General features: G+C 63.1%; 16 protein-coding genes. 1 reads left to right on the top strand and 15 read right to left on the bottom strand.

What is annotated here, in order from left to right; genetic code table 11:
- Positions 1-59: 59 nt before the first annotated feature.
- From phoB to HDG34_RS17345, 10 genes are all read right to left on the bottom strand, one after another.
- Positions 60-761 (bottom strand): phosphate regulon transcriptional regulator PhoB, encoded by a 702-nt coding sequence (gene phoB / locus HDG34_RS17390; protein WP_008922879.1) that lies wholly within the window; start codon positions 759-761, stop codon positions 60-62.
- A 26-nt stretch (positions 762-787) separates the two neighbouring features.
- Positions 788-1492 (bottom strand): phosphate signaling complex protein PhoU, encoded by a 705-nt coding sequence (gene phoU / locus HDG34_RS17385; RefSeq protein WP_027198295.1) that lies wholly within the window; start codon positions 1490-1492, stop codon positions 788-790.
- A 28-nt stretch (positions 1493-1520) separates the two neighbouring features.
- A complete protein-coding gene (pstB, locus tag HDG34_RS17380; protein WP_184061444.1) occupies positions 1521-2369 on the bottom strand; it encodes a phosphate ABC transporter ATP-binding protein PstB in 849 nt (282 codons plus the stop codon).
- A gap of 16 nt (positions 2370-2385) precedes the next feature.
- Positions 2386-3282 carry a phosphate ABC transporter permease PstA gene (gene pstA, locus HDG34_RS17375; RefSeq protein WP_090801102.1) on the bottom strand — a complete coding sequence of 299 codons (897 nt, stop codon included), beginning with the start codon at positions 3280-3282 and terminating at the stop codon, positions 2386-2388.
- The gene (gene pstC, locus HDG34_RS17370; RefSeq protein WP_184061443.1) at positions 3279-4280 is read right to left on the bottom strand and encodes a phosphate ABC transporter permease PstC; all 1002 of its coding nucleotides are present in this window, start codon (positions 4278-4280) and stop codon (positions 3279-3281) included. The genes pstA and pstC overlap by 4 nt, the downstream gene beginning before the upstream one ends.
- 160 nt (positions 4281-4440) lie before the next feature.
- Positions 4441-5472, bottom strand: a complete 1032-nt coding sequence (gene pstS / locus HDG34_RS17365; RefSeq protein WP_184061442.1) for a phosphate ABC transporter substrate-binding protein PstS — start codon at positions 5470-5472, stop codon at positions 4441-4443.
- Between the two features lie 435 nt (positions 5473-5907).
- Complete coding sequence (gene glmM / locus HDG34_RS17360) at positions 5908-7266, bottom strand: phosphoglucosamine mutase (RefSeq protein ID WP_184061441.1); 1359 nt, start codon at positions 7264-7266, stop codon at positions 5908-5910.
- 29 nt (positions 7267-7295) lie between these two features.
- Entirely contained in the window at positions 7296-8195 is a 900-nt protein-coding gene (folP, locus tag HDG34_RS17355) for a dihydropteroate synthase (protein ID WP_409259409.1), read from the bottom strand.
- An 83-nt stretch (positions 8196-8278) separates the two neighbouring features.
- Positions 8279-10168: an ATP-dependent zinc metalloprotease FtsH gene (ftsH, locus tag HDG34_RS17350; protein WP_018421239.1), complete on the bottom strand. Its 1890-nt coding sequence runs from the start codon at positions 10166-10168 to the stop codon at positions 8279-8281.
- A gap of 190 nt (positions 10169-10358) precedes the next feature.
- Positions 10359-11021 carry an RlmE family RNA methyltransferase gene (locus tag HDG34_RS17345; RefSeq protein ID WP_184028328.1) on the bottom strand — a complete coding sequence of 221 codons (663 nt, stop codon included), beginning with the start codon at positions 11019-11021 and terminating at the stop codon, positions 10359-10361.
- Positions 11022-11218: 197 nt separating this feature from the next.
- Between HDG34_RS17345 and HDG34_RS17340 the strand changes: the two genes are divergently transcribed.
- On the top strand, positions 11219-11746 hold the full coding sequence (locus HDG34_RS17340) for a YhbY family RNA-binding protein (RefSeq protein WP_184061440.1): 528 nt from the start codon (positions 11219-11221) through the stop codon (positions 11744-11746).
- Positions 11747-11947: 201 nt separating this feature from the next.
- Here HDG34_RS17340 and HDG34_RS17335 read toward each other — a convergent pair whose 3' ends face one another.
- The 5 genes from HDG34_RS17335 to HDG34_RS17315 form a co-directional block, all read right to left on the bottom strand.
- On the bottom strand, positions 11948-12457 hold the full coding sequence (locus HDG34_RS17335) for a DUF4149 domain-containing protein (protein ID WP_184061439.1): 510 nt from the start codon (positions 12455-12457) through the stop codon (positions 11948-11950).
- 20 nt (positions 12458-12477) lie between these two features.
- Positions 12478-12954: a transcription elongation factor GreA gene (gene greA / locus HDG34_RS17330; RefSeq protein ID WP_026225947.1), complete on the bottom strand. Its 477-nt coding sequence runs from the start codon at positions 12952-12954 to the stop codon at positions 12478-12480.
- Between the two features lie 153 nt (positions 12955-13107).
- Positions 13108-16362 (bottom strand): carbamoyl-phosphate synthase large subunit, encoded by a 3255-nt coding sequence (carB, locus tag HDG34_RS17325; protein WP_184061438.1) that lies wholly within the window; start codon positions 16360-16362, stop codon positions 13108-13110.
- A gap of 158 nt (positions 16363-16520) precedes the next feature.
- Positions 16521-17675: a glutamine-hydrolyzing carbamoyl-phosphate synthase small subunit gene (gene carA, locus HDG34_RS17320; protein ID WP_090801117.1), complete on the bottom strand. Its 1155-nt coding sequence runs from the start codon at positions 17673-17675 to the stop codon at positions 16521-16523.
- 462 nt (positions 17676-18137) lie between these two features.
- Positions 18138-19379 (bottom strand): nitrate/nitrite transporter, encoded by a 1242-nt coding sequence (locus HDG34_RS17315; RefSeq protein ID WP_184061437.1) that lies wholly within the window; start codon positions 19377-19379, stop codon positions 18138-18140.
- Between the last annotated feature and the right edge of the window lie 26 nt (positions 19380-19405).

Here is a 19405-nt window from a genome sequence, read left to right as displayed (position 1 = left end):
GCGCAGGAGGGAGGCACGGCGGCACAGCGCCATGCGATGCAGCGCGCCGCCGACGGCTATCAGGCGCTCTTCGCCAGCCGGTAACCGCTGCCGCGTACCGTTTCAATCATAGCATCGCACCCGGCCGGCTTGAGTGCCGCGCGCAGACGCTTGATATGCACGTCGACGGTCCGCTCTTCGACGAACACGTGATCGCCCCACACCTGATCGAGCAGTTGCGTGCGGCTGTGCACGCGCTCCGGGTGAGTCATGAAGAAGTGCAGCAGACGGAATTCGGTCGGGCCGAGATCGAGCTTGATCTCGCTGCCTTCCGCATGCGCGGCGACGCGGTGCGTGGCGGGATCGAGCTTCAGGCCGTTGATTGCGACCACGTCTTCGGTCAGCTGCGGCGCGCGGCGGCGCAGCACCGCCTTGATGCGCGCCATCAGTTCCTTCGGCGAGAACGGCTTCGTCACGTAGTCGTCGGCGCCGATCTCGAGGCCGAGCACCTTGTCCTGCTCGTCGCCTCGCGCGGTCAGCATGATGATCGGGATATGCTTCGTACGCTCGTTGTTGCGCAGATCGCGCGCGAACGAAATACCCGATTTACCCGGCAACATCCAGTCGAGCAGCACGAGATCGGGCAGTACGTCGCTGATCAGGTTGTGCGCCTGCTCCGCGTTGTACGCGCGAATCGGGCAGTGCCCGGCGTGTTGAAGATTGACCGAAATCAGTTCGGAAATGGCGGGCTCATCTTCAATGACGAGAATGCTGCTGGGCATCGGCACCTCTGTTCCTTATCTCTGGATTAGCTGAGCGCTTCGCGTTCGAGCGCGTCGCGCGACTGGTGCCGCACGTCGGTACCCTTGACGATGTAGATGATGAATTCCGCGATGTTCTTCGCGTGGTCGCCGATCCGCTCGATTGCCTTGGCGATGAACAGGAAGTCGAGGCCCACCGAGATCGAACGCGGATCTTCGGTCATATACGAAATCAGCTTGCGCACGAACGCGCGGAATTCCTCGTCGATCGCCTTGTCGTCGCGCACGATCTGCGCGGCGGCGACCGTGTCCAGACGCGCGAACGCGTCCAGCGCACGGCGCAGGATCGACACGGCCATTTCGCCCGACAGCTTGATCTCGGCGATGTTGATGGTGCGCGATGCGCCGTCTTCCATCAGACGCTTGGTGCGCTTCGCGATCTTTTCGGCTTCGTCGCCGGCGCGCTCGAGGTTCGTGATGGTCTTCGAGATCGCGATCAGCAAGCGCAGATCGCGCGCGGCCGGCTGACGGCGCGCGATGATGTTGCTGCACTCTTCGTCGATCTCGACTTCCATCTTGTTCAGACGGTCTTCGGCGACGATCACCTGCTCGGCGATGTCGAGGTCGAATTCGTTGAGCGCCTGCATCGCGTTGACGATCTGCGATTCGACGAGACCACCCATTTCGAGCACCTTCGACGAAACGAGGTTGAGGTCGGCGTCGAACTGGCTGGACAGATGTTTATCGGACATGTCGTACTCCGTTGTATTGCCCGGCGGATTAGCCGAAGCGGCCAGTGATGTAGTCCTCGGTTTCCTTGCGGACCGGCTTGATGAAGATCTTTTCGGTGTCGCCGAATTCGATCAGTTCGCCGAGGTACATATAGGCAGTGTAGTCCGAACAGCGGGCCGCCTGCTGCATGTTGTGCGTGACGATCACCACCGTGTAGTCGCTCTTGAGTTCAGCGATCAGCTCTTCGATACGGCCCGTCGAAATCGGGTCGAGCGCCGAGCAGGGCTCGTCGAGCAGCAGCACTTCGGGGCGAATTGCAATACCGCGCGCGATGCACAGACGCTGCTGCTGGCCGCCCGACAAACCGTAGCCGCTCTGGCCGAGCTTGTCCTTCACTTCGTTCCACAGCGCCGCCTTGGTCAGCGCCCATTCGACGCGGTCGTCCATTTCCGAGCGCGACAGCTTCTCGAACATCTTCACGCCGAAAGCGATGTTGTCGTAGATCGACATCGGGAACGGCGTCGGCTTCTGGAACACCATGCCGATGCGCGCGCGCAGCAGCGAAATGTCCTGGCGCATGGTCAGCAGGTTTTCGCCGTCCATCACGATCTCGCCTTCCGCGCGCTGCTCCGGATAGAGCGCGTACATCTTGTTGAAGGTACGCAGCAGCGTGGACTTGCCGCAGCCCGACGGGCCGATGAACGCGGTCACCTTGCCTTCGGGAATCTGCAGATTGATGTTCTTCAGCGCGTGATACTTGCCGTAGAAGAAGTTGAGGTCCTTGACCTCGATCTTCGGACGCGACGGGGTTTGCGCTTGAGCGCTGTGTTCGGGGTCGGAGCCCGCGGGCGCGGCTGCGTGCCCGATCGGATTGAGTTGGGTTTCTGCCATGTTCATCGGATTCACTCCGCCCTTACTTGTTCGAGAAGATCGTGCGCGCGAGGACGTTCAGTCCCAGCACCGCGAGCGTGATCAGAAAGACGCCGGCCCACGCGAGCGATTGCCACTGCGCGAACGGGCTCATCGCAAACTTGTAGATCGTGACCGGCAGGTTCGCGACCGGCTGGCCCATATCGACCGAGAAGAACTGGTTCGACAAAGCGGTGAAGAGCAGCGGTGCGGTTTCGCCGGCAATTCGCGCGACACCGAGCAGCACACCGGTGACGATGCCCGCGATCGACGCCTTCAGCGTGATCGACAGCACCATCTTCCACTTCGGCGTGCCGAGCGCGAACGCGGCTTCACGCATCGCATTCGGCACGAGCTTCAGCATGTTTTCGGTCGTGCGAATCACGATCGGAATCTGCAGCAGCGCCAGTGAGAGCACGCCGGCCCAGCCGCTGAAGTGGCCCATCTTCACGACGACGAGCGCGTAGACGAACAGACCGATGACGATCGACGGCGCCGACAGCAGGATGTCGTTGATGAAGCGCGTGAGGTTCGCGAGCCAGCCTTTCTGGCCGTATTCGGCGAGATAGACGCCCGCCATGATGCCGATCGGCGTGCCGACGAAGGTCGCGAGCCCGACCAGCAACAGGCTGCCGACGATCGCGTTGGCGAGACCGCCGCCATCGGTGTTCGGCGGCGGCGTCGACTGCGTGAACAGCTCGACCGACAGACCACCGATACCGAGACGCAGCGTCGTATAGAGAATCCACACGAGCCACAGCAGGCCGAACGCCATCGCCGCGAGCGACAGCGTCAGCGCAAGCGCGTTGGTCATGCGACGGCGCCCTTGCAGACGCACGCGCATCGTTTCGAGCGTCGCGGCGTCCTTCAGACCCGGCATGTTCAGGGACGGCCCGCTCATTTCGCGCCCTCCCCTTTCTCGAGACGCAGCAGCATGATTTTCGAAATCGCCAGCACGATGAATGTAATCACGAACAGGATCAGGCCGAGCTCCATCAGCGCCGACGTATGCAGGCCCGGCTCCGCTTCCGCGAACTCGTTGGCGAGCGCCGACGTGATGCTGTTGCCCGGCGAAAACAGCGAAATATTGTCGAGCAGGTTGGTGTTGCCGATCACGAACGTGACCGCCATCGTCTCACCCAGCGCGCGGCCGAGGCCGAGCATGACGCCGCCGATCACACCGCTCTTGGTGAACGGCAGCACGATCTTCCACATCACTTCCCACGTCGTGCAGCCGATACCGTACGCCGATTCCTTCAGCAGCACCGGCGTCACTTCGAACACGTCGCGCATCACCGCTGCGATGTACGGGATGATCATGATCGCAAGGATCACGCCCGCGCACAGAATGCCGATGCCGATCGGCGGACCGGCGAACAGCGCGCCGACGATCGGAATGCCGCCGAGCACCGCGCCTAGCGGCTTCTGGAACCACACCGCGAAGATCGGCGCGAACACGAGCAGACCCCACATGCCGTACACGATCGACGGAATCGCGGCGAGCAGCTCGATCGCGATGCCGAGCGGCCGGCGCAGCCACGCGGGCGACAGTTCGGTCAGAAATAGCGCGATACCGAAGCTGACGGGCACCGCGATAAGGAGAGCGATGATCGACGTCGCGAGAGTGCCGTAGATCGGCACGAGCGCGCCGAATTGGTTGCTGGGTGGATCCCACACCGCCGTCCACAGGAACGCGAGACCGAACTCGCGAATCGACGGCATCGAGGCGACGATCAGCGACACGATGATGCCGCCGAGCAGCAGCAGCGTGACGATGGCGGAAAGGCGTGCGAGGCCGCCGAAGATCACATCGCCCGAGCGGCCAGGCGCTTTTTGCTGCGACGCGCGGCCAGGCGGAGTGGCCCGGCTCGTGCCGGACGCTAAATGAATATCGGACATGAGAGCCTGAGGGACCTGTTTCCAGTTGCCGGACGACACATGTCGGGCGGTCGGTGATGCATGCGGCGCATGCCGCGTGAAAGTCACAGGCCGTCCTCGCACGAGGACGGCCGGGGTGCTATAGGGCGCGGCCCAGATCGACCGCGCCAGCTTACGCCTGTTACTCGGCGAGCGTCTTGCCTGCCGAATCCTTGACCTTCTGCTTCCACTGCGTGCGGATTTCCGAGACGACCGACTGCGGCAGCGAGATGTAGTCCAGATCGTTCGCAGCCTGGCCGCCGTTCTTGAACGCCCAGTCGAAGAACTTCAGCGTTTCCGAGCCTTGCGGTGCCTTGTCCTGCGTCGTGTGCAGCAGCACGAACGTCGCGCCGACGATCGGCCATGCGTTCTTGCCCGGCTCGTTCGTCAGGATCTGATAGAACGACTTCGACCAGTCGGCGCCAGCCGCCGCTGCCTTGAACGTGTCGGTCTCCGGCTGAACCACCGCGCCGGATTCGTTCTTCATCGCGACGTAGTTCATGTGGTTCTGCTTGGCGTACGCCCATTCGACGTAACCGATCGCGCCCGGCAGACGCTGCACGAAAGCCGCGACGCCGTCGTTGCCCTTGCCGCCCGTGCCGGTCGGCCAGTTGACCGTCGCACCTTCACCGACCTTCGTCTTCCATTCCGGGTTGACCTTCGACAGGTAGTTCGTCCAGATGAAGCTGGTGCCCGAACCGTCGGCGCGGCGCACCACGGCGATGTCCAGATCCGGCAGCTTGACCTTCGGGTTCAGCGCGACGATTGCCGGGTCGTTCCACTTCTTGATCTTGCCCAGGTAGATGTCGCCGAGCACTTCACCCGACAGCACCAGTTCGCCCGGCTTGACGCCCGGCACGTTGACTGCCGGCACCACGCCGCCGACCACCGTCGGGAACTGGAACAGGCCTGCCTTCGCGAGTTCGTCGTCCTTCAGCGGAGCGTCCGACCCTGCGAAATCGACGGTCTTCGCCTCGATCTGCTTGATGCCGCCCGACGAACCGATGCCTTGGTAGTTAACCTTGCCGCCGCCGGTCTTCTGATAAGCGTCGGCCCACTTCGTGTAAATCGGTGCCGCGAACGTGCTGCCCGCGCCGGTGATGTCTGCGGCTTGCGCTGCGATTGCGAAGAGCGCGCCAGCGACGCCAGCGAACACGGTTTGCATCAATTTCATGAGACCTCCAAGGGGGTGTGAGCGTGTGGTGTGAGCGTGTGGTGTGAGCGTGAAACTCGAACACCGCGAAGCTTAGGGTCTCTTTATGACAAAAACGTGACTGATAATGAATCACATGTGACAGTAATATTACCCCGTGAAAGGTGCCGAAGCCGCCGAATTACCGGTGTGCCGATGCCCGTTGCATCGCATTTTTCGAGGTAGTCAAAAAAAGATGGGGCGCGAACGTTTGCGCTGCGCGCGGAGGTCGTTTTTGTGCGGGATGTGCCGTCCTTTTGGCGGCTGCGGAGTGGGGATTCGATGGGGTGAGGAATGAGCCTTCGTTGGGTGTGAAAGCCCGGCCACCCAGTTTATGGAGCCCGCTGAATCTTCTGCCTGCGACGCTCAGGCAGGCGGCAAGCGGTCGCCACCGCCCGCCGTCGACTCGGGAATCGATCAGGCCGTCGCTACCCGCACGGCTTCGGCAATCGCTTCAGAATGCTCGAGCGCGTCCGCGACGTTCTGCGCCTCCACCATCACGCGCAGTACCGGCTCGGTGCCCGACGCGCGGATCAGCACGCGGCCGCGGCCGTCGAGCGCGCCTTCGGCCACCTTGATCGCACTGCGGATCGTCTCGCTGCCCTTCCAGTCCGAGCCGGGCTTCATGCGCACGTTGATCAGCTTCTGCGGAAACAGGGTGACACCGTCGAGCAGATCCGTGAGCGATTTGCCGCTGCGCTGCATCGCCGCCAGCACGAGCAGAGCGGACACGATGCCGTCGCCGGTCGAATGGCGATCGAGTGACAGAATGTGGCCCGAACCTTCGGCGCCGAGCTGCCAGCCGTGCTCACGAAGCTGTTCGAGCACATAGCGGTCGCCGACCGCGGCGCGCACGAACTTGACGCCGGCATTCTGCAGCGCGACCTCCACGGCCATGTTGGTCATCAGCGTGCCGACCGCTCCTTCCACGTGGCCGGCGGTCGCGATACGGTCCTTGACCAGCACGTACAACAGCTCGTCGCCGTTGAAAAGGCGGCCAGACTCGTCGACGACCTGCAGACGGTCGGCGTCGCCATCGAGCGCGATACCGAGGTCCGCGTGGTTCGCGCGCACCGCGCGAACCAGCGCATCCGGCGCGGTCGCGCCGACGCCGTCGTTGATATTGAAGCCGTTCGGCGAGACGCCGATCGGGATCACTTCCGCGCCGAGCTCATGGAACACGTGCGGCGCGACGTCGTACGCGGCGCCATGCGCGCAATCGACGACGAGCTTCATGCCGCGCAGGTCGTACGCGGCCGGGAACGTGCTCTTGCAGAACTCGATGTAGCGGCCACCTGCGTCATCGAGACGGCGCGCTTTGCCCAGTTGCTCGGAGGCCGCGCACGCGAGCGGCAGTTCGAGCTGCTCCTCGATCTGCGCCTCGACGTCGTCCGGCAGCTTGTTGCCGTCGGCCGAGAAGAACTTGATGCCGTTGTCGTAGTACGGGTTGTGCGATGCGCTGATCACGACACCCGCGGCAAGCCGCAGTGCGCGCGTCAGATAGGCGATGCCGGGTGTCGGCATCGGGCCGGCCAGCATCACGTCGACGCCGGCGGCCGAAAAGCCCGATTCGAGCGCGGCTTCGAGCATGTAGCCCGACACCCGCGTGTCCTTGCCGATCAGCACGGTCGGACGGGTGCCTGTTTTCGCCCATTGATCGGCGCCCGCGAGCACCTTGCCGGCCGCATAGCCGAGCCGCAACACGAATTCCGGCGTAATCGGGCCTTCGCCGACCTTGCCTCGAATGCCGTCCGTTCCGAAGTAACGACGTGCCATGTTTGTTCTCCCTGTCCGTGGCTGCGGGTTCAACCGTGCGCGCGGCTCTGCTTGTCCGCGTCGCGCAGGGTTGCCCATACTTTCAATGCATCGACTGTTTGCGCGACGTCGTGTACGCGCAGAATCGCGGCGCCCCGTTCGGCCGCGCACACCGCCGCGGCGATGCTGCCGGCCACGCGCTCCGGCGCCGGCCGCCCCGTCACCGCGCCAACCATCGACTTGCGCGACATGCCCGCAAGAATCGGATACGGCGAAGCGGCGCGCGGAGCCGTGTCGCGCAGATGCGCGAGCAGCGCGTAGTTATGCTCGACGACGACCTTGCCGAAGCCGAAACCCGGATCGACGCTGATACGCTCGCGCGCAATCCCCGCCTGCTGCAACGTCGCGACACGCTCCTCGAGGAAGTGGCGCACTTCGCCGACGACGTCGTCATAGTGCGGCTCGCCCAGCTGCATGGTCTGCGGCTCACCTAGCATATGCATGACACAAAGGCCGCAGTCGCTGTCGCGCACCGCGTCGATCGCGCCGGGCATGCGGAAGCCCCAGATGTCGTTGATCAGGTCGGCGCCCGCGTTCAACGCATGACGCATCACTTCCGGCTTGTACGTATCAACCGACAATGGCACGTTCGCGCCACGCAGTTGCTCGACGAGCGGCAACACGCGCTCCAGCTCTTCGTCGAGCGGCACCGGCGGCGCGCCAGGACGCGTCGATTCCCCGCCGATATCGATGATGTCCGCGCCCTCGAGCATCATGCGCTCGGCCTGGCGCAGCGCATCGCCGCGCGTCGCGAACTTGCCGCCATCGGAAAAGGAATCGGGAGTGACGTTCAGGATGCCCATGACCAACGGGCGTTCGAACGTCAGCTTGAAGCGGCCACACTGCAGCGGCTCTGGAAGGGGTACGGAAGAAGAATCGACTTTCGACACGTAGCAATGCTTCACTTGGAACGGATAAATGCAAAACGGGCCGGTGTGTAGCACACCGGCCCGCACTTTCTACTGGCTGCCGATCAGGCCGGCGCGGTTGCGCTGCCCGGCTTGACTTCGGTGCCCGGGCTGCCGCCCGACGAGGCGTCGCTTGCCGACGGCGGCGAGCTCTTCGGCGAACGCGGCGGACGGCCTGCCATGATGTCGTTGATCTGATCGGCGTCGATCGTCTCCCACTCCATCAGTGCGGCGGTCATCGCTTCGACCTTGTCGCGGTTCTCTTCGAGCAGGCGCCGTGCGAGATTGTACTGCTCGTCCAGCACATGACGGATTTCCGCGTCGACCTTCTGTTGCGTCGCTTCCGAAATGGTCCGCGTGAAGCCTCGGCCGAACGGCGAAGCGTCGTTCTCGTCATCGACATAGACCATCGGTCCGAGCGCATCCGTCATGCCGAAGCGGGCAACCATTGCGCGAGCCGTCTGCGTCGCCTTGTTGAAGTCGTCCGACGCACCGGTGCTGATCAGGTTCAGGAACAGCTCTTCCGCGACGCGGCCACCGAACAGGATGGCAAGACGGTCGAGCAGATATTCCTTCGAGTACGTTTCGTTGTCATGCTCCGGCAACTGCCATGTGACGCCCAGCGCACGGCCGCGCGGAATGATCGTGACCTTGTGCACCGGATCGGCCTTCGGCAACAGCTTCGCGATCACCGCATGACCTGATTCGTGATACGCGGTAGCACGCTTCGATTCTTCGCGGATCACAGCCGACTTGCGCTCTGGACCCATGAAGATCTTGTCCTTCGCGTCCTCGAAGTCCGTCATTTCGACGATGCGCTTGCCGCGGCGCGCCGCGAACAGTGCCGCTTCGTTGACGAGGTTTGCGAGATCTGCGCCCGAGAAACCCGGCGTGCCGCGCGCGATCACTGCCGCATCGACGTCGTTCGAGATCGGCACCTTGCGCAGGTGCACCTTCATGATGTGCTCGCGGCCGCGAATATCGGGCAGACCCACGTACACCTGACGGTCGAAACGGCCCGGACGCAACAGCGCCTTGTCGAGCACATCCGAACGGTTCGTCGCGGCGATGACGATGACGCCCGAGTTCGCCTCGAAGCCGTCCATTTCGACGAGCATCTGGTTCAGCGTCTGTTCGCGCTCGTCGTTACCGCCGCCCATGCCGGCGCCTCGATGACGGCCGACCGCGTCGATTTCGTCGATGAACACGATACACGGCGCGTGCTTCTTGGCCTGCTCGAACATGTCGCGCACGCGAGCCGCGCCGACGCCGACGAACATTTCCACGAAATCTGAACCTGAAATGCTGAAGAACGGCACCTTCGCCTCGCCGGCGATGGCGCGCGCGAGCAGCGTCTTACCGGTTCCCGGCGGGCCAACGAGCAGCACGCCGCGCGGAATACGACCACCGAGCTTCTGGAATTTCTGCGGATCGCGCAGGAAGTCGACGAGTTCCGACACTTCTTCCTTGGCTTCGTCGCAACCGGCGACGTCGGTGAAATTGATTGCGTTGTTGTTCTCGTCGATCAGTCGCGCGCGCGACTTGCCAAACGAGAAGGCTCCGCCTTTGCCGCCCCCCTGCATCTGTCGCATCATGTAAAACCAGAAACCGATGATCAGGATCGTCGGCCCGAGGTAATACAGCACGGACATCAGTGCATTGGGTTCGTCGTCAGCCTTGCCGCTCACCTGTACGCCATACTTCATCAGATCGCCGACCATCCAGATGTCGCCGGGCGACACGATCTGGTACTTCTGGCCGTCTGCTGGAGTGACCGTGAGGTTCCGCCCCTGGACAATGACGTTCTTGACTTTGCCGTTCTTCGCGTCGTCCATGAACTGCGAATAGGAAACGCCTTCCTGGACACGGGGCTTGTCGAACTGCTTGAACACCGTAAACAGCACCAGTGCGATCACCAGCCACACTGCTGCTTTCGAAAACATATTGTTGTTCAAAGCACCACTCCTTCACTTAGACGGGCGCCTACATTTGCCTTGCGGCACCACGAAAGCATTCTAATCCAGTCCGCAGACCCCTGCCATAAGGTTTCACTACCACGGAAATAGGGTAGCGGGCCGGCTTGACGCCCGTCTCCGGACGCATCGGGCTAATTATTGGCAGAGATGGAACCGGCTCGCCGCATCCCTATGCGGGACGCTTCAGATGCTTACCCAAAATAAATGTTTCTGACGATTTATCCCGCGACGCCTTCGGCTTGCGGGCCGCCACCACCTTGAATTGGCGTTTGAACTTTTCGACAATCTGACTATATCCGCTGCCATGAAAGCATTTGACTAAAAGGGCACCATCCGGCTTCAGGTGATTTTGCGCGAATTCGAGCGCGAGATCGCATAAATGCTCGATCCGCGCCGCATCCGCGATCGCCACGCCCGACAGGTTGGGCGCCATATCCGAAATTACAAGGTCTACCTGGCGCGCACCGACCAATTCTTCGAGCTGGACCAGCACCGAGTCTTCGCGGAAATCGCCCTGGATGAAGTGCACGTCGGCCACCGGCTCCATCGGCAGAATGTCCAAAGCGATGATCGTGCCGTCGATGCCACCTTCGCGCTCCGCGTTGCGCTGCGAGCCGCCCGCGAGCTTGTTGCGCACGTACTGGCTCCAACTGCCCGGCGAGGAACCGAGATCGACGATCACCTGCCCGGGACGGATCAGCTTGTCCTGCTCGTCGATTTCCTTGAGTTTGTAGGCCGCGCGGGCGCGATAACCTTCCCGCTGCGCCATTTTGACGTACGGATCGTTGATGTGGTCGTGCAGCCACGCGGTATTGAACTTGTTTTTTGCCATTAAAGATTTAACTATTGCTGCGTCGGGTCGCGCTTTAGGGGATAATACGCGGTTAATTCGCGCGGCCCCCGCCAGACTGGCGGCGATCCGCGATTCTGTTGTTCTGACGCGCGCCCTGCTGAATCGAGTCGCCCGAATCGCTCGGCGATCGGACGAAAACGCAGGAGCCGCCATTTTAGTCGAGTCTTCCACTTTCCATGCCAGCCCTCAAAGTCTCTTCCGACCAACGCGCCGAGTTGCGCTCCCAGGCACGTGCGCTCAAACCGGTCGTGCTCGTCGGCGCCGAAGGCTTGACCGACGCTGTGCTCGCCGAAATCAAGGTGCACCTCGCCGCGCATCAACTGATCAAAATTCGCGTGTTCGGCGAGGAGCGCGAGGAGCGCATCGCTATCTACGAAGAAATCTGCGACGCGCTGAACGCTGCACCGATCCAGCATATCGGCAAGCTGCTCGTGATCTGGAAGCCAGAATCGGCACAGCCGGCGGCAAAAGCGAAGCGCGGCGCGTTGCCGAGCGCCCGCGAAGCGGCAGCCGAAGAAACCCGGCCGGCCAAGGGACGCGCACCCCGCATCGTCAAGGTCGCCAAGCCGACCGACGTGCCGATGCGCAAGCCGCGAGCGAAAGCGGTGCTGGTGCGCGGCAATGAACGCGTGACGCAGGGCGGCAACATCAAGCGCGCGAAGAAGCGTCAAACCAGCGCAAAGCGTTCGCATCAGTCGAAGTAAGAGAACACGCGCCCAAGCTGCGGACCGACTCCGCACTGCGCATTGGCGGCCTTGAGCGCGAGGCCCGAAGCAGCGCGAATGAACCGTAGTTGGCCACCGGAATCGCGACGATTCGTCGCAACGTGAGGTTCATCGCGGGCATCGGCATCGACCCGGCGGCCATGGCACGCGCACCGTCACACCATCAGCCACCCGCGAGCTTCAGCCCGGCACCTTGCCCGTGACGCCGCGCGCGCCCTCTTCCTCGGCCGCGGCACCAACAGGCGCCGGCAGCAGCCAAACGAGCGCAACCCCTAGCAGGCTCTCGATCAGGTAGAACAGACTGGACACGCCATGCAGGATGCCGAAGCGCGTCGCATAAACGGAATGCCCGATGTCGCTGCCCGCCTCGAGCGCCGCCACGCGCATCGCGTTCATGAACGGCTGCAACGCGAAATAGCCAACCAGCACGCATACGAGCATACCGGCGAGCAGCCAGCGCAAGCGGCGATATGCGCCACTCCCGCGCCGCACGAGCAAATTGGCGAGACCGAGCAGCAAAATGCCGCACACGACGCCAATCACACCCTGAATACGAAACAGCTGCGCGGCGACGGCGCCCGCCGTCATCCGGTCGAGCGTCGTGAACAGCACGGGCGCAACCGCATAGCCGATAGTCAACAGACTACCGACCCACACCACCGTCAACAGGCGGAAAAAACGATGCGGCATCAAAGACACCGGCGCCACCCTTAGATGTAGCTGACCGCGATGATTTCGTATTCGCGCACGCCGCCCGGCGCTTGCACCGACGCGACGTCGCCTTCCGACTTGCCGATCAGCGCACGCGCGATCGGCGAGCTGATCGAGATCAGGCCGTGGTCGATGTCCGCTTCGTCGTCGCCGACGATCTGGTATTTGACCGACGCACCCGACTCGAGGTCTTCGAGCTCGAGCGTCGCGCCGAACACCACGCGGCCGTCCGCTTCCACTTGCGACGGATCGATCACCTGCGCGCCCGCGAGCTTCGACTCGATTTCGGCGATACGGCCTTCGATGAAGCCCTGCTTTTCCTTCGCAGCGTCGTATTCCGCGTTTTCCGACAGATCGCCCTGGGCGCGCGCTTCCGCGATCGAGTTGATCACGGCCGGACGTTCAACCGATTTCAGGCGCTGCAATTCATCGCGCAGCATGTCTGCGCCGCGCTTCGTCAATGGAATAGTGCTCATAAACAACTCTGGAGGCAAAAAACGGCCATAAAAAAAATCACCGCGGTTAAGTGCATTCCGCGAAAGCCGCCGCCCGTGGACAAACCCGGGCCGCAGCACCTGCGGAACGCCGCTTAACCGCGGCACTTACATCTTGGACAGCTAGTCGAAGCCTTAGTTTAGGCGAGCATGGAGTCCTTGTAAATCATAGACTTCCAGGTTCTTCAGATAACGAAGACCCTCCACCGCCGCGCGTGCGCCCGACATCGTCGTGTAGTAGGTGACCTTGTTCGCCTGCGCGCTCATGCGGATCGAACGCGAATCGGCGATCGCCGCGCGCGTTTCGTCGACGGTCGTGAAGACGAGCGCGATCTCGCCGTTCTTGATCATGTCGACGATGTGCGGACGGCCGTCCTTCACCTTGTTGACGACCTTGACTGGCACGCCGGCCGCTTCGATCGCGGCAGCCGTGCCCTTGGTCGCGACGATCGGGTAGCCGAGCTCGTGCAGCATGCGCGCGACTTCGACTGCCTTCGGTTTGTCGGCGTCCATCACGGTCAGCAGCACCGTGCCCGATTCGGGCAGACGCGAACCCGCCGCGAGCTGTGACTTGAACAGAGCCTCGCCGAACGTCTGGCCGACGCCCATCACTTCGCCGGTCGAACGCATTTCAGGTCCGAGCACCGGGTCGACCGCCGGGAACTTGACGAACGGGAACACCGCTTCCTTCACGCTGAAGTACGGCGGCTCGACTTCCTTCGTCACGCCTTGCGCGGCAAGCTTCTGGCCGACCATCGCGCGCGCTGCGATCTTCGCGAGCGGCAGGCTGGTCGCCTTCGACACGTACGGCACCGTGCGCGACGCGCGCGGGTTCACTTCGAGCACGTAGATGATGTCGTCCTTCGAGCCGTCAGCCTGCGGTACCTGCTGGATCGCGAACTGCACGTTCATCAGGCCGACCACGTTCAGCGCCGTCGCCATCGCAGCGGTCTGGCGCTTCAGTTCGGCGATGGTCGCCCTCGATAGCGAATACGGCGGCAGCGAGCAGGCCGAGTCGCCCGAGTGCACGCCCGCCTGTTCGATGTGCTCCATCACGCCGCCAATGAACACGGCATCGCCATCGGAAATGCAATCCACGTCGCATTCGATCGCGTCGTTCAGGAAGCGGTCGAGCAGCACCGGCGAGTCGTTCGACACCTTCACCGCCTCGCGCATATAGCGCTCGAGATCTCGCGGCTCGTGGACGATTTCCATCGCGCGGCCGCCCAGCACGTACGACGGACGCACGACGAGCGGATAGCCGATTTCGTCGGCGAGCTTCAGTGCTTCGTCTTCGGCGCGCGCGGTGCGGTTCGGCGGCTGGCGCAGACCGAGGTCCTGCAGCAGCTTCTGGAAGCGCTCGCGGTCTTCGGCCGCGTCGATCATGTCCGGCGACGTACCGATGATCGGCACACCGTTCGCCTCGAGGTCGAGCGCGAGCTTCAGCGGCGTCTGGCCGCCGTACTGCACGATCACGCCGACGGGCTTTTCCTTGTCGACGATTTCGAGCACGTCTTCGAGCGTCAGCGATTCGAAGTACAGACGGTCGGAGGTGTCGTAGTCGGTCGACACGGTTTCGGGGTTGCAGTTGACCATGATCGTTTCATAGCCGTCCTCGCGCATCGCGAGCGCGGCATGCACGCAGCAGTAGTCGAACTCGATACCCTGGCCGATCCGGTTCGGGCCGCCGCCCAGCACCATGATCTTCCTGTTGCTGGTCGGATTCGCTTCGCACTCTTCCTCGTACGTCGAGTACATGTACGCGGTCCTGGTTGCGAACTCGGCCGCGCAGGTGTCGACGCGCTTATACACCGGACGCACGTTCAACTCGATACGACGCGCGCGCACGTCCGCCGGCTTCGCGCCGAGCAGCTTGGCCAGACGACGATCCGAGAAGCCGCTCTGTTTCAGATACTTCAGCTCCTCCTTCGTCAGGCTCGCCAGCGCGCGGCCTGCCAGCGCCTTTTCCTTCAGCACGATCTGTTCGATCTGCGCGAGGAACCACGGGTCGATCGCGGTTTCCTCGAAGATCTCTTGCGCGCTCATGCCCACACGGAACGCGTCGCCAACATACCAGATGCGATCCGGACCAGCTTCGCCGATCTCGCGGATGATCTCATCGCGATTGGCGGTCTTTTCATCGAGACCGTCGACGCCGACTTCGAGGCCGCGCAGCGCCTTCTGGAACGACTCCTGGAACGTGCGGCCAATCGCCATCACTTCGCCGACCGACTTCATCTGCGTGGTCAGGCGCGAATCGGCTTCACGGAATTTCTCGAACGCGAAACGCGGGATCTTCGTGACGACGTAGTCGATCGTCGGTTCGAACGAGGCCGGGGTCTGGCCGCCGGTAATTTCGTTCTTGAGTTCATCCAGCGTGTAGCCAACCGCCAGCTTCGCCGCCACCTTCGCGATCGGGAAGCCGGTTGCCTTCGACGCCAGCGCCGACGAACGCGACACGCGCGGGTTCATTTCGATCACGATCATCCGGCCGTCTTCCGGATTGATCGAGAACTGCACGTTCGAGCCGCCGGTGTCGACGCCGATCTCGCGCAGCACCGCGAGCGACGCGTTACGCAGAATCTGGTATTCCTTGTCGGTCAGGGTCTGCGCCGGCGCGACGGTGATCGAGTCGCCGGTATGGATGCCCATCGGGTCGAGGTTTTCGATCGAGCAGACGATGATGCAGTTATCCGCCTTGTCGCGGACCACTTCCATCTCGTACTCTTTCCAGCCGAGCAGCGACTCTTCGATCAGCAGTTCGCGCGTCGGCGACAGGTCGAGCCCACGTTTGCAGATCTCTTCGAACTCGTCGCGGTTGTACGCGATGCCGCCGCCCGAGCCGCCCAGCGTGAACGACGGACGGATCACGACCGGATAGCCGCCGCTGCCAGTTTCCGCGGCGATCTTCGCCTGCACCTGCAGCGCTTCTTTCATCGAATGCGCGGTGCCCGACTTGGCCGAACCGAGGCCGATCTTGGTCATCGCGTCCTTGAACTTCTGGCGGTCTTCCGCCTTGTCGATCGCTTCCGGCGATGCGCCGATCAGCTCGACCTCGTACTTCGCCAGCACGCCGTGCGCGTGCAGGTCGAGCGCGCAGTTCAGCGCGGTCTGGCCGCCCATCGTCGGCAGGATCGCGTCCGGGCGCTCCTTCGCGATGATGCGTTCGACCACTTCCCACGTGATCGGCTCGATATAGGTCACGTCGGCCGTGTTCGGGTCGGTCATGATCGTCGCCGGATTGCTGTTGACGAGAATGACCTTGTAGCCTTCCTCACGCAGCGCCTTGCATGCCTGCGCGCCCGAATAATCGAACTCGCACGCCTGACCGATGATGATCGGACCCGCGCCGATGATGAGGATGCTCTTGATGTCTGTCCGCTTGGGCATAACGCTCTCGCTAATGTATTCCTGAATTCTTTCCGTCGGCGCGCGCCGTTTTCACGTTGCGCGCGCTGTTTCGCGGCATGCCCGCCGCGTAGCGCCGCGGGCTGCGGCGGCCGCCGCGAGCCGTTTCCGGCTGGCCCCTGCGGCCGGCCTGTACTACTTCAAGCCGCTGCGCTCTTGCCGTTCTTGTGCGCGTCCATCAACGCGGTGAAGCGGTCGAACAGGTACGCGATGTCGTTCGGACCGGGCGATGCTTCCGGGTGGCCCTGGAAGCAGAACGCCGGCTTGTCGGTCAGCGCGAAGCCCTGCAGCGTGCCGTCGAACAGCGACACGTGGGTCACGCGCGCGTTGGCGGGCAGCGTGTCGGCATCGACCGCGAAACCATGGTTCTGCGACGTGATCACCACGCGGCCGTCTTCGAGATCCTTGACCGGATGGTTCGCGCCGTGATGGCCGGTCTTCATCTTCATCGTCTTCGCGCCGACCGCGAGGCCCATGATCTGGTGGCCCAGGCAGATGCCGAAGGTCGGAATGCCGCGCTCGATGAACTCCCTGGTCGCCGCGATCGCGTAGTCGCACGGCTCAGGGTCGCCCGGGCCGTTCGACAGGAACACGCCGTCGGGGTTGAGCTCAAGCGCGTCAGCGGCGCTCGCTTGCGCCGGCAGCACGGTGACATGGCAGCCGCGCTCGGCCAGCATGCGCAGGATGTTCTGCTTGACGCCGTAGTCGAATGCGACCACGCGGTACGTCGGCGCTTTCTGCTCGCCGTAGCCCGTGCCCAGACGCCATTCGGTTTTGGTCCACTCGTAGGTTTCCTGGGTCGACACGACCTTCGCGAGGTCCATGCCGGCGAGACCCGGGAACGAGCGCGCGAGTTCGATGGCCTTCGCTTCGTCGTCCGAGCCAGCGAGGATCGCGCCGTTTTGCGCGCCCTTGTCGCGCAGGAGGCGGGTCAGCTTGCGAGTGTCGATGCCGGCGATGGCGACCACGCCTTCGTCCTGCAGATATTGCGGGAGCGTGCCCTCCATGCGGAAGTTCGAAGCGAGAACCGGCAGATCACGGATGATCAGGCCGGCGGCATGGACTTTCGTCGCTTCGACGTCTTCGGCGTTCACGCCGACGTTGCCGATATGCGGGTACGTGAGGGTCACGATCTGGCGCGCGTAGCTCGGGTCAGTCAGGATTTCCTGATAGCCGGTGATGGCAGTGTTGAACACGACTTCACCGATGGTATGCCCAGGGGCGCCGATCGAATAACCACGAAAGACCGTGCCGTCGGCGAGCGCGAGTAGAGCGGGAGAAAATGACGGCAACACGGGAGACTCCTTGGGGGAACACCCTGTTGCCACCTGTCTATCCAATTGCAAGCCGCAGCGAAACACATCGTGGATGCGCGCGCAGACTCGCTCGCGAGCTGCCGGTGACGCTGCAAGGGGCGCGATGGGTCCATTGTGTGGACGACTCGGCTGGGTGTGGAGCCCTTCTTGCTACGCCAATGGCGCGCGGCGGATGAACGGTATGGGGGAGGTAGGCGCTAGGGTGCGGGTGGATAAGCTCAAACCTTCAAATTATAGCCTGAATGCACTGTTCCCTCCAAATGGGAGATAGGACGAGGCGTTGAGGCGACGTGCCTGGGCGGATCTTCAAAGCCTTGCCGGGCCGCGTCGCCAGGTATTTGCCACGCCTGTCCATGCGGTTCTGTCGAGACACCACTATTGACGGGGACCGAACCGCCGCGGCGGCCCCTCCGGGTCCGACGCAAGGCCTGGCGCGGCCGTTCAGGCCTCCTGTTCCGCGCGCATCTCGCCCGAACGGGCAAGCTGCCGACCCGGCAACACGTACCAGATCGCACTCAGCACCTGCAGCACGACGAGGATTTTCCACGCGCTCAGATGCGCGAGCGCCGGGTAATGCCCGCCGCTCGCCGGCCAGTGCGACAGCACCGCGCCAACGCCGATCTGGAAACCGAAGATCAGCAGAAAAATAATTAGCGTCAGCGTCGTGTTGACGCGGCCGATCATCTGCGGCGGGAAATGCCGCGCCATCACCGCGTAGCTCAGAATCCCGGTGCCGCCGAAGATGCCGTAGGCGGCCCACAACAGGCTCGCCGGCAACGGCGCGTTAAACATGATGAGCATCTGCGTCAGCACATATAGCGCCATGCCGATGCCGCAGAACGCGTACAGCGAGAGGCCGCGCCGCTCGAGACTACGCGCCGCCGCGCCGAAACCGACGCAGCCGGCCATCATCGCGAAGCCGAGAATCGACACGAGCGCCGCCGCCTGGTGCGGCTCGAAGCCTTGTACGTCGCGCAGCCATGCTCCGACCCACAACGACTGCATCGCGTAGAAGACGCCTTGCGTAACGACCGAGAACGACGCGATTTTCCAGAATGCCGCGCTGCGCAGGATGTGCCACGTACCCTTGAACTGCGCGACGATGCTCGCCTGGCGATGCGTTTCGCGCGCGTCCGGAGCGAGCGTCCATTGCGCGAGCGCAACCGCTACCGTCAGCACACCGAGTCCGACGCAAACCGGGCGCCAGCTGGAAAAACCGAGCACCCACGTGAGCGGCGAACCGACCATCACGCCGCCGAAACCGCCGATCGCCATTACAAGCCCGTTCATCAATGGCAAACGCGCCACCGGAAAATGCTGCGCGAGCGCCTTGAACGCGGCGCCGAGACACACCGACACGCCAACGCCGATCAGCAGCCGCCCGACCATCATCATGCCGAGACTGTGCGCGGCGCCGAATACCCAGATGCCGAGCGCGGCAAAAAGCAGCGTGACGGACGTCACGCGACGCGCGCCGAAGTGATCGAGCAGCACGCCAGCGGGGATCTGCGCGCCCGCGAAACCGAGGAAATACAGACTCGTCAGCACACCCAGATCGGCGGCTGACAGACCGAGATCGCGCGTGATGAACGGCGCGAAACCAAGATTGACGCCGCGAAACACGTAAGAGACGAAGTAGCCGGCGGAAAAAAGCAGAAAGACGCGCAGTTGGGTCGACGACATAAATCAGGAAGTAAACCTGGAAATGA

It is taken from the genome of Paraburkholderia sp. HC6.4b, from assembly GCF_014200875.1.
Taxonomy (GTDB): domain Bacteria; phylum Pseudomonadota; class Gammaproteobacteria; order Burkholderiales; family Burkholderiaceae; genus Paraburkholderia; species Paraburkholderia tuberum.
Note: the sequence above shows the minus strand (reverse complement) of the source record. Positions and strands in the feature narration are given on the sequence as shown.

Bases quoted from the DNA above. Each gene is read 5' to 3' on its own strand.
- phoB (WP_008922879.1), bottom strand. From the start codon at position 761: ATGCCCAGCAGCATTCTCGTCATTGAAGATGAGCCCGCCATTTCCGAA.
- phoU (WP_027198295.1), bottom strand. From the start codon at position 1,492: ATGTCCGATAAACATCTGTCCAGCCAGTTCGACGCCGACCTCAACCTC.
- pstB (WP_184061444.1), bottom strand. From the start codon at position 2,369: ATGAACATGGCAGAAACCCAACTCAATCCGATCGGGCACGCAGCCGCG.
- pstA (WP_090801102.1), bottom strand. From the start codon at position 3,282: ATGAGCGGGCCGTCCCTGAACATGCCGGGTCTGAAGGACGCCGCGACG.
- pstC (WP_184061443.1), bottom strand. From the start codon at position 4,280: ATGTCCGATATTCATTTAGCGTCCGGCACGAGCCGGGCCACTCCGCCT.
- pstS (WP_184061442.1), bottom strand. From the start codon at position 5,472: ATGAAATTGATGCAAACCGTGTTCGCTGGCGTCGCTGGCGCGCTCTTC.
- glmM (WP_184061441.1), bottom strand. From the start codon at position 7,266: ATGGCACGTCGTTACTTCGGAACGGACGGCATTCGAGGCAAGGTCGGC.
- HDG34_RS17345 (WP_184028328.1), bottom strand. From the start codon at position 11,021: ATGGCAAAAAACAAGTTCAATACCGCGTGGCTGCACGACCACATCAAC.
- HDG34_RS17340 (WP_184061440.1), top strand. From the start codon at position 11,219: ATGCCAGCCCTCAAAGTCTCTTCCGACCAACGCGCCGAGTTGCGCTCC.
- HDG34_RS17335 (WP_184061439.1), bottom strand. From the start codon at position 12,457: ATGCCGCATCGTTTTTTCCGCCTGTTGACGGTGGTGTGGGTCGGTAGT.
- greA (WP_026225947.1), bottom strand. From the start codon at position 12,954: ATGAGCACTATTCCATTGACGAAGCGCGGCGCAGACATGCTGCGCGAT.
- carB (WP_184061438.1), bottom strand. From the start codon at position 16,362: ATGCCCAAGCGGACAGACATCAAGAGCATCCTCATCATCGGCGCGGGT.
- HDG34_RS17315 (WP_184061437.1), bottom strand. From the start codon at position 19,379: ATGTCGTCGACCCAACTGCGCGTCTTTCTGCTTTTTTCCGCCGGCTAC.